Source organism: Paenisporosarcina macmurdoensis (genome assembly GCF_042658845.1).
Taxonomy (GTDB): Bacteria; Bacillota; Bacilli; order Bacillales_A; family Planococcaceae; genus Paenisporosarcina; species Paenisporosarcina macmurdoensis.
Window position 1 is genome coordinate 62057 of the sequence record NZ_JBHSRI010000004.1, and the last position, 12090, is coordinate 74146.

Genomic DNA, 12090 nt, shown 5'->3' on the forward strand with positions numbered 1-12090 from the left:
CGTTATACTAAAAATACCAGAATATGAGAGAAGGTAGAGCATTTGTCAGTTGCACATGAATCATCTAAAGTGAATTTGCCATTTTTGATAACAGAATTGGGATTACGCCAAGAAAAAAACACGACAGTTTTTCGAAAGGGTAATTTCTTTGTCATATCACCTTCAGTACAAAATCAGTATAATTGGTTTGATATTGGCGAACCCATCATGGAATCCTATAACCCAAAAGTTCATGAGGGTTATTTACTTGTACGATTCAAAGAAAAGTTTGTGATGGCTAAACTCCAACCATTTCAAAAGAAAATGATGTTGCGAGAAACAATGCCAAACACGACAAAGCTAAGACCACATTGGAAGTTCAAAGTAATCGAAGCAGGTGATCCTCATGTAGTTAATATGGGGGATAGTGATCTTAAGTTTCGGATTCAAATGCCTAGCGAAACCCAATTAATAAAATTTTTTAATAAGTAATCATTAAAGGAGATCAGCTAATGAAGAAACATATAAATGTTGTGGCAGCAGTAATACATAATGAACATAAGGAAATATTATGTGCACTCCGTTCCCCAGTAATGGCACTTCCGAACTTATGGGAATTTCCAGGTGGGAAAATTGAAGAAGGCGAAAGTCATGAAACAGCTTTAATTAGAGAGATCCAGGAAGAGCTTAATATCCAAATTGAAGTTGGTGAAAATGTAGAGGATACATACTTTGAATATGAGGATTTTACCATTCAACTAACTTCATATTTTGCTTCTATTAATTCTGGAGAAATGAAAGCAACAGAGCATGCAGAATTGAGATGGGTAACTATCGATAAACTAATTGATCTAGAGTGGGCTCCTGCGGATATTCCTTCAGTCCTAACTATAAAGAACTTACAAAATATATAAAGTAAAGTGGGTGTAAGATTGGGTAACTTTCTTCGTAATTTAGAAGATTCATTACAAAAAGGTTTTATTAATCAGAATTTTATTACGCCAGGTTCTTACAAACCACAATTGTTAGTAAATAATACTGCAGAAAACGAAAATGTATTATCAACATTATTAGATGAACTTGAACACTGTGAAAACTTTTTGTTCTCAGTTGCTTTTATTACTGAGAGCGGTCTTGCTACATTGAAGGCTCATTTGCATGATTTAAAATTAAAAGGCATTAGAGGACGTATACTAACGTCAACTTTCTTGCAATTTAATCAACCGAAAGTATTTAAAGAACTTTTGAAAATCGAGAATGTAAAGGTTCGTTTAACAGATATTAAAGGTTTTCATTCAAAGGGTTACATTTTCCAACATCCAACACATTACTCACTTATTGTAGGGAGTTCAAATTTAACGAGCCACGCTCTAAAAGTAAATTATGAGTGGAATATTAAGCTCACTACGCATGAAAATGGAGAAATTATTCACCATTTTAAAAACCAATTCGAAGACGTATGGGGGAAATCACGCGAACTATCACTCCAATGGATAACTGAATACGAAAAAATTTATGTGGAAACAACAGAAATGACAAAGATGGACAAAGTAATTGAAGGTTTTGAAGAGTATAAACCTAGTACAATTGAAGATGCACTTAAGATTACACCTAATAAGATGCAAATTGAAGCATTACAAAATATTGAGATTCTTAGAAATGAAAAGGATAAAGGTTTAATTATTTCAGCAACTGGAACAGGAAAGACTTATTTATCAGCATTTGATGTCAGACGATATGCTCCTAAAAAAATGCTCTTTATTGTACACAGAGAACAGATTTTACAAAAAGCAAAATCTGATTTCAAGACAATACTTGGTGGGTATGACGACGAATATGGGATTTTATCGGGAACTATAAGAGAAAATAATGCTAAGTATTTATTTGCAACCATTCAATCATTATCAAAAGATAATACTTTATCCCAGTTTAAACCTGAAGAATTCGACTACATACTGATTGACGAAGTTCATAAAGCAGGTGCAGCTTCATATCGAAAAGTGATTAATTACTTTAAGCCCAAATTTTTAATGGGTATGACAGCAACTCCGGAGAGAACGGACTCATTCAATATCTACCAGCTGTTTGATTATAATATTGCTTATGAAATTAGACTTCAAGAAGCCTTGGAGGAAGACATGTTGTGTCCTTTTCATTACTTTGGGGTGACAGACCTTGAGATAGACGGAGTTCTAATTGATGATACTGCGCAATTTTCAAAATTGGTAACTGAAGAACGAGTAACGCATATTATCGATAAAATTGAATACTACGGATATTCTGGAAGCAAGGTTAGAGGACTGATGTTCTGTAGTAGAAAAGATGAGGCTAAAGAACTGTCTAAACGATTAAATGAGAAGGGGTATAAAACGGTTGCTTTAACAGGAGATGATACTCAGGAAGAACGGATCAAAAGAGTGAAGCAACTTGAAGAAGGTGAACTTGATTATATTCTTACTGTAGACATTTTCAATGAAGGAATTGATATTCCTAGTGTTAATCAAGTGGTAATGCTAAGACAAACACAATCAAGTATTATATTTATTCAACAGCTTGGTCGAGGATTGCGGAAACATAATTCTAAAGATTTTGTAGCTATTATCGACTTTATCGGAAACTATAAAAATAACTATCTCATTCCAGTTGCACTTTCAGGGGATCAATCACAAAATAAAGATAATATTAGAAGAAAATTAAAAGACACAAGCTATATTAAAGGTGTTTCTACAGTGATTTTCGAAAGTATAGCTAGGGAGCATATATATAAATCGATAAATAATACAAAACTTACTAATCTTGTTTTGCTTAAAGAGGCATTTGAAAATTTGAAAAACAGAATTGGTCGTGTTCCATATTTGTACGATTTTGTTATTAATAATTCCTTGGATCCTATCGCAATTACTTCAGAACATGAAAATTATTTTGCTTTTCTTAAAAAGATAAAGCAAGAAATTTCTCAAATTAATAACTATGAAAATCAAGTACTGACAATGTTGTCGCAAGAAATATTAAATGGGAAGAGAAAGCATGAAATTTTACTAGTTCAGGATCTTGTTCAAAACGGAAATTTAGCAATAGATAATTACAAAAAAATCTTATTACAAAATAAATGTCGCACTGATGATGAAACTTTGAAATCTGTCTATCGTGTTTTAAATCTATCTTTCTTTACTAGCGGGAATACAAAGAAATATGGATCAATTCCTTTAATTTCAATAGAGAATGAAACCATTAAATTTAATGAAGAGATTCATAAAAGTTTACTTGAAAATAGCTTTTTTAAGCAGTTGATGATTGATATTGTAAATAGCGGATTGAAGAAGAGTAATATTTATGAATGCCAAGAAAAACTTACATTATTCCAAAAGTACTCAAGAAAAGATGCTTGTAAATTGTTGAACTGGGATCAAGATGAATCTTCAACGATGTATGGATATAAAGTAAAGCATCAGACCTGTCCAATTTTTGTTACTTATCATAAACATGATGAAGTGGAATCTAGTGTAGCCTATGGAGATGAATTCATAGATCAAAATTTATTTAAATGGTATTCACGAAGTAATCGTACAATACATTCACAAGAGGTAAATAAGATCATCAATGCTGTAAAGAACAATACAGAGATTCACTTTTTTGTGAAAAAGGATAATGGCGAAGGTAGTGATTTTTACTATTTAGGTGAAGCAAAACCTGATATAAATAATGTTACTGAAGAAAAAATGACCGACAAAAATGGAAAGTTATTACCAGTTGTAACGATAAATATGCAATTTGACCATGCGGTTGATAATAAGCTTTATCATTACTTACGCTCTGAATCTATAGTATAACTTCTTCTTTCTCCCGCTTGAAAACACAACATTTGGAGGCGCATATGAATTATTTAACGACTGCTGATGGAATAGAAGAGGATCAATTAAACGGTTTCTTCGTTGGTTGGCCTAATCCACCTTCGCCTGAAGTTCATCTTAAGTTAATTAAAAAAAGCTCTCATGTCGTTATAGCTGTGGATGAGGAATCAGCACAAGTGGTTGGATTCGTTACGGCTATCAGTGATGGGGTTTTGTCTGCTTATATTCCGTTTTTGGAGGTACTTCCAGCTAATCAAGGTCAAGGTATTGGTCAGCAACTTTTGAAAAAAATGCTGGAATTGCTGAGCGATATGTATATGATTGACTTAATGTGTGATGAAAATTTGCAGGGGTATTATGAAAAGCTTGGGATGCATCGAGCACATGGAATGATTCTGCGGAATTATACGAAGCAATCGGGAGTGTAAGGGGAGAAATATATGGAGTTAGATACTTTAAAATGGGTGTTGTTAGGCGTTTGTGTGTTATTATTTGCGATTAAGTTTTATGTGAAGCAAGAGTCGTTGTTATGGGGGATTATTTTCTATACAGTGGTATTTGCATCGATGAGTTATTATGTGTATTTCAATGATTGGGGACAAGGGTGGAAGCTAGGTTTCATGTTGCTGGCATCATTTGCATTCTGGCAATTCTTATTTAAAGAGATTGCTCAGTTCCGTCGTTTCCGTGCAGCTCGTCGATAATGATTTCGGTATCTGTATCGCATACCAATAGTTGAATAGTTTCTGCGCTAATCGAGCGCCTTCTTTTACGAGTATTCATTCGTAGAAGGGGGCGTTTTTTCATTGGAGTTTGACTACACATAAAATATTTTGAGAAGAACAGAATTTTCGTCTCTGATTTACTCATTTTTACCTATATATAGAGGCGTAGCCTTCTTTGCACATTTAGCTGTAGAGGGGTTAGCTAATATAGGCCAACTACCCATAAGTTGAAAGACGAACTATGTTGGGTACCAATGGCGATAGGAGCAGATGATGTACTATTTGTCGGAGTATCAAACGTTTGATAGTGTCACTGAGATGAATGAACATGTTCAAAAGCATTATAACCGCAATTATAGCGAGTTAAATAATACAGATCGTGCTGTCCTTTCCTTAATTAGTCGTTATGCATGCAAGTATGCAGGAGTAGCACATTTGAAAGTAGAAACCATCGCAAAGTCTTTGTCGAAATCAGATGCTACGGTACGTAGATCCATTCGAAAGTTGGTGAATTTGGGCGTTATCGAAAAAGTAACGTTTATTCGCCGAGTCAAAAAAGGCTATGGCGCAAATATTCTTCGTATTTTACCGTTTAATGACCAGTCGACTATGACAACTCGCCGTGATACGGAGAAACCTACGCCTGCAAGCGTTCCGTCTGCCAAAATGGAGAAAGAAACCTTTATTTCTAATAAACTAATACAAGATACATATGATACGGAGGACGCTATTAAAAACGGCCTATTAACCAAGTTACCTGCAAGAATAGGGCGTGTTCTTAGCGCTTTCTTCGACATGAATACCATGCATTATGTGTATGGGATTATGCTTCGAGCCAAAGCGCGAATAGATCGAACGATCAAGTTTGAGGACCATGAAGACGATTATATTAACGCGATCCTTTCTGTATTAAACGCGTATAAACGTGGACGCGTAAAGAACCTATATGCCGTTTTATATACGGCGGTTGTACGAGTGACGAAGAATATATATGTAACGTCTTTGTTTAACGATGTAATGGAGAGTTAACTTCATTATAATAATGTGTAAACAATGATTTTTGACAGTCCGTTTATAAAATAAGAGGAGTTGAGGAATCCAAGGCAATGAGGCAATGTACTAAATGTAACCAGAATATAGTACAAGGGTATTGTATCGAAGGTGGGTTAGCTTACTACTGTTCAGATAATTGTTTGCATCAACATTATAGTAAGGCCGAATGGAATGACATGTACAACAACGGAAAAAGTGATTCTTATTGGACGGAATGGGAAATAAATAAAATTACATATGAAGAAGCGAAGGAACGGTTCATCAATGATCAAGATGTATATCTCTTGTTTAACGATGGAACAGAAGGAGTAGCGGAACATATGGATGATATCATTTGTCATGAAGGAATATGCGGTGAATTTTGTATGGAGTGTTAGAAGATTTTACCGAAGTTTCTTGTTCAACTAGGTGGTCACCTACTGCTTGGCGTCTTGATAACGCAGCTCAGCCATTTTGCCCATATCACTACATAGCGAGTGATGTTGAATATGACTGTTCGTTTTAGTGATTGTAGTGAAAGGCGGCGACTCCGGCGGGAATAGCATGAGTCGAAGACCCCGCAGGAGAGCTTGCTCGACGAGGAGGCTGAGACCATGCCCGCGGAAAGCGTCCGCCTGTAACGGAAATCAACTAATATCTTGAGCATAATCTTTGTATTTAGCAGGAAATGGTTTGCATAAACATTAAAGTAAGCAATTGCACCTGATTAGTTTATTTACATTTATTCCTAAAAATAAGTTGACTTTCACTTTTGGCTTTGGTAAATTCAAATACAATATCCAAGATGAAGAGAGTAACAAAATCGGATGATGAAGCGAGCTGGGGATGGTGTGAGCCTGGTTGTGAAGATTTGTGAACCGCACTTCGGAGATGCTTTTTTGAATGACGTAGAAAAAGCCGGTGACTCACCGTTATGAGAAAGTGGCCCTATATGGGGTAATTTGAGTGGTACCGCGGAAGTTAAGCTTTCGTCTCATGTGTTTGATGAGACGAGGGCTTTTTTTATGTCCATTTTCACGTGCTAGTTATTTTCTTAGGAGGGGTTCATATGAAACAGAAGGTAGTAGAAATTCTTCAACGTTTCACGACGGAGTTAATTGACGAACAGATGATTGAAGTTCCTACGTATGCCCATTTAGGGGACTATGCACTTCCTTGTTTCCCATTAGCTAAAAAGATGAGAAAGTCTCCTGTGTTGATTGCGGAAGAACTAGCTGGGCTTATTCAGGATCCGAACATTGATAAAGTAGAAGCAGTTAATGGCTATGTAAATATTTTTATGAAACGAACGGGATTTGCGCAGTCGGTTATGAATACAATTTTATATGAAGTAAATCAATATGGTTCTTCAAACGTCGGTGGAGGCGGCGTAGTAACGATTGATATGTCTTCTCCTAATATTGCGAAGCCTTTTTCGATGGGGCATTTGCGATCAACGGTCATTGGAAATTCCATTGCGTTATTGCATGAAAAGAGTGGTTTTCAACCAGTGAAGATTAACTACCTTGGTGACTGGGGAACTCAATTTGGAAAATTACTAGTGGCTTATCGTTTGTGGGGCAATGAACAAGACGTACACGAAGCACCAATCAAGACGTTACTATCACTCTATATTCGTTTTCACGAAGAAGCACAACAGGATGAGTCGTTAAATGACCAAGGGAGAGCGGCATTTAAATCTTTAGAAGATGGCCAACCAGAAGCATTAGCCTTATGGAAATGGTTCCGTACAGAATCCTTAAAAGAATTTCAAAAAATCTATGATGTACTTGGGGTATCCTTTGATTCGTCTAAAGGTGAAGCCTATTACAATGACAAGATGGAAGCGGTCGTTGAAAAGTTACAACAAAAGAACTTATTAATCGAGTCGGATGGAGCATTGGTTGTCGATGTAGGAGGGCATATACCACCGTGCTTAATCAAAAAGTCTGATGGCGCGACGCTGTATGCAACGAGAGACATTACGGCAGCAATCGATCGACACAACACTCACCAGTTTGTGAAATCATTGTACGTCGTTGGCAATGAACAGAGTTTACACTTTGTGCAGCTGAAGGCCGTACTAAATAAAATGGGCTATGAGTGGGCGGATACCATTCAACATATCCCGTTTGGGTTGATTTTGAAGGATGGAAAAAAATTATCGACGCGTAAAGGCAAAATTGTGTTATTGGAAGAAGTGTTGAATGAAGCCATTCAATTAGCTGAGGCCACTATTAATGAAAAGAATCCGACCTTGATAAATAAAAAAGAAGTCGCAAAAGCAATCGGTGTGGGTGCCATTATTTTCAGTGATGTAAAACAGCATCGAAAACATGACATTGAATTTGATTTGAAGAAAATGTTGCAAACAGAAGGTGAAACAGGTCCGTATGTGCAATATTCCTATGCTAGAGCATGCTCGATTTTGAGAAAAGCGGGAGTGGTGAATGACTTTATAGTGGAAGACGTTAATGACCATGAGTGGGAAATAATCAAATACCTGGAACAGTTCCCATCTGTCGTCAACCGGGCTACGACGGAACTAGACCCTTCGGTAATTGCAAAATATGCGGTAGAACTAGCACAGTAATTCAATTCATTTTATGGAAATGTTCAAATCGTTTCTACATCTAATTTGATGGACTACCGAGTTTCGTTAGTTCAAAGTGTTGTGATTGTGCTGGAAGAAGCATTAAGACTGCTAGGGATTAAAGCTCCGAAGGAAATGTAAATCTTTACCCGATTAATATTTATAAAAAGTGGAATTATTAGGTTTTTAATAAAGACTTAGTTTGGTAATATAGTAAATAAGTACAACAAGAAAAGAGGAACAACAACATCATGACAAATCCAGCAGGTTTTTGGGTACGGCTGTTAGCAAGTATAGTGGATTCCTTGGTTATTAGTATACCGCTAGGCATTATTGCTTACATTTTGACGGGGAATTGGGATAATGAAAATTTATCAGGTACGATATCCGCCATATATTCTATATTATTACCTATCATTTGGTACGGATATACGGTGGGTAAACGAATGATGAAGATACGAATTGTTAAAGTCGATGGCAGTAAATTAGGTATTGGGGCTATGTTAATGCGTGTCGTGGTAGCCGGATTGATTTATATTGTTACCCTTGGCATCGCAGCGATTGTCAGTGGATTTATGGTCGGCCTAAGAGAAGACAAACGTGCTTTACATGATCTCATCGCAGGAACTTACGTTACATATAACGCTCCAGGTGATGAAAATGACTTTGTTGTAAATGAATAGCCATTTAGTAAACCCTCATGTGAACATTACATGAGGGTTTTGTTGTATGTAAGTTAGACGTGAAAAAGAATATTTTTGTAATTTGTCGAATGATTAAAGACTAATAACTTTTGAAGGAGAACATGAATATGGAAAATCTTTTGAGAAAAAGTGCGTTTTATGGATTTTTGCTGGGCCTTGGCTATGCCATTCTGTTTACGAAATATAAAGAGGTAACCGATTTAGGGGAGGGCGTTTCGGAAACGATGTATTTCCCGGTTATGGATTAGTCGTGTCCATTCTTAGACATGGTGTATGGGGAGCTGTAGTAGCTCTACTAGGAGCCTGGTTTATTGGAAAACGAACGATTCTACATGAAGAAGCGGTGAAAACGTATTATCTGGAAGTATTTTTGGGGATTTTTGTTCTCTGTTTACTAGTCGGAACACTATTCAGTTTATAAGCTGAAAAAACAAGTAGGAATTGTAACATTTTCCCTGCCATACTCGTCAAAATAAATATAGAGACAGGGGGCAACTGATGATGAGAAGGGCTATGCGTATTTTTCTTTTTTCGACCTTATTGATACTACTGGCAGCATGTAGTAGCAATGACGAGTCGTCTGAGAGTAAAGAAATGTCTAGTGATGATAGAGAGATGTCCAATGTAGTTTCAAGTGATGCGGACAGTGAAGCTGAAAGCGAAGCAGTAACAGAAGAAGCGAGCGAATCAGAAACAAAAGCTCCGGTAGTCGCAACAGAAAGAATGATTATTCACCAAGCGAGCTTAAGTGTTAACGTCAAAGAGTTAGACAAAGCACAAAGTAATATTGAACAAAAGGTTGAGCAATATGGTGGCTATATCGTGGAATCGAACGTCTTTCAGGAAGATGATCAAACAAGCAGTGGCAAGATGATTGTTCGAATTCCAGAAAAGAATTTCGAGAAATTTCTAGTAGATGCTGAAGAGGAAGCGGCTGAAATTCTTGAACGCAATGTAACCGGTCAGGATGTGACGGAGCAATATGTGGATTTGGAGTCTCGTGTAAAATCTAAACGAGCGGTGGAAGAACGGTTGCTTGAGTTTATGAGCAAGGCACAAAAAACGGATGACCTATTAAAAATTTCTGCAGATTTAGCCACAATCCAAGAAGAGATTGAAGTCATGGTTGGCAAAATGAAGTATCTTGAAAATCAAACATCTTTTTCAACGATTGAACTAACGATGTATGAAAATCGCGTGGTAGTTCCTGAGATTGAAAGTAAAGAGTTGAATACATGGGAAAAAACGAAAAAACAACTAGCGACAAGTACCAACTCGATCTTGTCAGCGGGATCAGCACTTATCGTATTTTTCATTGGTAACTTGCCAGTGCTAGTCATTTTAGGTGCAATCGGCTTTGTTGTGTATGTGGTTATTAAAAGAAGACTACGACAGGAACATAAAAAGTAAATACAACGCAAAAAAGCAGCTAGCAAGTTTAGTAACGTTTTCGCTTTTGAAGTGCAAACATCGAATTAACAGTGCTTTTAGCATTTAAATTCTGTTTAAGATTCGTAAGCTGTTTGGAAAGTAAATTAGCAAAAAAGGCTTGGAGACTATGGCTCCAAGCCTTTTCCTTATAGGACATTGTTGAACTAAAGCACACGCTAGTTGAAGGAGCACCTTCTCTTATTACGCATTATGGTCGAAATGTGCTTTATAGTATAGTTTTCTTCATACGATTACTTGAGGTGAATAAAATGATGTTCTTTACTTTGGATTTCCTATTCTAATAGTAATAAATTTAGGTGTATTAATAACTTTAATCCAATTAAAGAGATAAAAGATAAAATATAACCCTAAAGGAACAGAGTAATTGTTCTTTCTCTTCTTGAACTAAACTGCATCGTTAGTTCAACAACACAGGGCCTTCCCTCTACTGAATTAAAGCACGCGTTAGTTTAAGTGTGAATTAATATTCATAAAGCAATAGTTAGAAAAAGGTAATCTTATTTCACCTATTTTATTAACTAACATCTATGCAATATGGAAAACGCTTAAAGAAAAGGACGGTAAACCACAAAATAGACTATGGAAGATACAGCGACAATTGTCATTATATAAATCAATTTATTATTTACTTTTTTATAAAACCAACAGCCTAATATTATCAGACTCAGGAAATCAAAAATCAATTGAAATAAAAAAGTATGATTATTATACAAATAGATACTTAAACCAATTGTTTCCGCAGCTAATCCGCTTACTGGTAATGCGTACAAAAAGTTGCTCAGTTTGTTCTCTTTGTTCCAGTAGTAAAGCACATAACTAATAGCACTACATACTAAGGCAATTACATTATATAGTATAAAAAGATTCCATTGAAATCCTTCATCGTAGAATCTTGGAATAAAAAAGCTGAGTACATATTTCAAAAAGTAAAAACTAAAATTCATACTTAGTAGGTACAATAGAACATTCATTGCGGCATTTTTATTTGATGAACTAAAATAAATAATTAATGTTACCGTTAACATCCAAAAGCCAAATAAAGTCGCTATTGAGCTGAAACTCCATAGGTCATCATATGGAAAAAAATCCGTCAACCTTGTTATTATACCTACCAATAAACCTAGTCCAATCACCAAAGAACTGGACTTAAAGCTTCCTTCTAATATCTTTGAGTACACTAACACAAACAATCCCTCTCCAGTCAGATTAATTAATTTGTTTAACAAAGCTTATTCAACTAAACTGCTGCGTTAGTTGAATAAGAAATTTAATTCCTGATTAATTGTTCAATTGATTAAACCACTCCAAGCACCATTCCTGCGGCAACTTAACTTGATTAATATCTAATGATTTTATTTTTTTGAAGTTAGGTTCTAAAATATATAAGTCCCATTGACATTCAATATCTCGTGCAATAGTGAAACACGTTAAATCGTTTTCATTCAAGTCTTTCTCTTCGAAAATCATAGTAAGATTATCGCACCATTTCGCAAGATCATAATGTGAAAATTCATTTTCATTATTACATACAATTCCTAATAATTTCTTAAGGTTCGCAAATGTATAAGAGGCGTCAATTATGGTTTCATTTAAGTTCATTTTATCTTCTTTTCCCCCTAATATTTTAGGTTGGATAGGATACAATTAGTTGGACAACGAAATTAAGGGCAAGTAGAATAATACACAACCAGTGAGGAGAATCTACTATGTCCAAAAAAAGAAGAACATTTTCAACCGAGTTTAAAAAACAAGTG

12 protein-coding genes, 1 pseudogene and 1 other annotated feature are annotated in these 12090 nt (G+C 35.7%); of the genes and pseudogenes, 11 read left to right on the plus strand and 2 right to left on the minus strand.

The window, feature by feature from the left end; translation table 11 throughout:
- Nucleotides 1-42: 42 nt before the first annotated feature.
- From ACFPYN_RS05310 to ACFPYN_RS05360, 11 genes and pseudogenes are all read left to right on the plus strand, one after another.
- The gene (locus tag ACFPYN_RS05310; RefSeq protein ID WP_377732973.1) at nucleotides 43-471 is read left to right on the plus strand and encodes a hypothetical protein; all 429 of its coding nucleotides are present in this window, start codon (nucleotides 43-45) and stop codon (nucleotides 469-471) included.
- Between the two features lie 20 nt (nucleotides 472-491).
- On the plus strand, nucleotides 492-893 hold the full coding sequence (locus ACFPYN_RS05315; protein WP_377732974.1) for a (deoxy)nucleoside triphosphate pyrophosphohydrolase: 402 nt from the start codon (nucleotides 492-494) through the stop codon (nucleotides 891-893).
- 18 nt (nucleotides 894-911) lie between these two features.
- On the plus strand, nucleotides 912-3809 hold the full coding sequence (locus ACFPYN_RS05320; protein ID WP_377732975.1) for a DUF3427 domain-containing protein: 2898 nt from the start codon (nucleotides 912-914) through the stop codon (nucleotides 3807-3809).
- A 44-nt stretch (nucleotides 3810-3853) separates the two neighbouring features.
- The gene (locus ACFPYN_RS05325; protein ID WP_377732976.1) at nucleotides 3854-4258 is read left to right on the plus strand and encodes a GNAT family N-acetyltransferase; all 405 of its coding nucleotides are present in this window, start codon (nucleotides 3854-3856) and stop codon (nucleotides 4256-4258) included.
- 12 nt (nucleotides 4259-4270) lie between these two features.
- Nucleotides 4271-4534, plus strand: coding sequence for a hypothetical protein (locus ACFPYN_RS05330; RefSeq protein WP_377732977.1), 264 nt, complete (start codon nucleotides 4271-4273; stop codon nucleotides 4532-4534).
- Between the two features lie 294 nt (nucleotides 4535-4828).
- Nucleotides 4829-5584: a helix-turn-helix domain-containing protein gene (locus ACFPYN_RS05335; RefSeq protein ID WP_377732978.1), complete on the plus strand. Its 756-nt coding sequence runs from the start codon at nucleotides 4829-4831 to the stop codon at nucleotides 5582-5584.
- A gap of 77 nt (nucleotides 5585-5661) precedes the next feature.
- On the plus strand, nucleotides 5662-5985 hold the full coding sequence (locus ACFPYN_RS05340; RefSeq protein ID WP_377732979.1) for a hypothetical protein: 324 nt from the start codon (nucleotides 5662-5664) through the stop codon (nucleotides 5983-5985).
- Nucleotides 5986-6380: 395 nt separating this feature from the next.
- Nucleotides 6381-6587 (plus strand) — a binding site (T-box leader).
- A 69-nt stretch (nucleotides 6588-6656) separates the two neighbouring features.
- A pseudogene (gene argS / locus ACFPYN_RS05345) lies at nucleotides 6657-8321 on the plus strand (arginine--tRNA ligase).
- Between the two features lie 110 nt (nucleotides 8322-8431).
- Nucleotides 8432-8863 (plus strand): RDD family protein, encoded by a 432-nt coding sequence (locus ACFPYN_RS05350; protein WP_377732980.1) that lies wholly within the window; start codon nucleotides 8432-8434, stop codon nucleotides 8861-8863.
- A gap of 128 nt (nucleotides 8864-8991) precedes the next feature.
- Nucleotides 8992-9132 carry a hypothetical protein gene (locus ACFPYN_RS05355; RefSeq protein ID WP_377732981.1) on the plus strand — a complete coding sequence of 47 codons (141 nt, stop codon included), beginning with the start codon at nucleotides 8992-8994 and terminating at the stop codon, nucleotides 9130-9132.
- 250 nt (nucleotides 9133-9382) lie between these two features.
- Nucleotides 9383-10294, plus strand: a complete 912-nt coding sequence (locus ACFPYN_RS05360; protein ID WP_377732982.1) for a DUF4349 domain-containing protein — start codon at nucleotides 9383-9385, stop codon at nucleotides 10292-10294.
- Nucleotides 10295-10881: 587 nt separating this feature from the next.
- Here the strand turns inward: ACFPYN_RS05360 and ACFPYN_RS05365 are convergent.
- Together ACFPYN_RS05365 and ACFPYN_RS05370 are read right to left on the minus strand one after the other, a co-directional pair.
- Nucleotides 10882-11562, minus strand: a complete 681-nt coding sequence (locus tag ACFPYN_RS05365; protein ID WP_377732983.1) for a hypothetical protein — start codon at nucleotides 11560-11562, stop codon at nucleotides 10882-10884.
- Between the two features lie 52 nt (nucleotides 11563-11614).
- On the minus strand, nucleotides 11615-11935 hold the full coding sequence (locus ACFPYN_RS05370) for a hypothetical protein (RefSeq protein WP_377732984.1): 321 nt from the start codon (nucleotides 11933-11935) through the stop codon (nucleotides 11615-11617).
- Nucleotides 11936-12090 lie beyond the last annotated feature (155 nt).

Bases quoted from the DNA above. Each gene is read 5' to 3' on its own strand.
- ACFPYN_RS05315 (WP_377732974.1), top strand. From the start codon at position 492: ATGAAGAAACATATAAATGTTGTGGCAGCAGTAATACATAATGAACAT.
- ACFPYN_RS05325 (WP_377732976.1), top strand. From the start codon at position 3,854: ATGAATTATTTAACGACTGCTGATGGAATAGAAGAGGATCAATTAAAC.
- ACFPYN_RS05330 (WP_377732977.1), top strand. From the start codon at position 4,271: ATGGAGTTAGATACTTTAAAATGGGTGTTGTTAGGCGTTTGTGTGTTA.
- ACFPYN_RS05335 (WP_377732978.1), top strand. From the start codon at position 4,829: ATGTACTATTTGTCGGAGTATCAAACGTTTGATAGTGTCACTGAGATG.
- ACFPYN_RS05340 (WP_377732979.1), top strand. From the start codon at position 5,662: ATGAGGCAATGTACTAAATGTAACCAGAATATAGTACAAGGGTATTGT.
- ACFPYN_RS05350 (WP_377732980.1), top strand. From the start codon at position 8,432: ATGACAAATCCAGCAGGTTTTTGGGTACGGCTGTTAGCAAGTATAGTG.
- ACFPYN_RS05355 (WP_377732981.1), top strand. From the start codon at position 8,992: ATGGAAAATCTTTTGAGAAAAAGTGCGTTTTATGGATTTTTGCTGGGC.
- ACFPYN_RS05360 (WP_377732982.1), top strand. From the start codon at position 9,383: ATGATGAGAAGGGCTATGCGTATTTTTCTTTTTTCGACCTTATTGATA.
- ACFPYN_RS05370 (WP_377732984.1), bottom strand. From the start codon at position 11,935: ATGAACTTAAATGAAACCATAATTGACGCCTCTTATACATTTGCGAAC.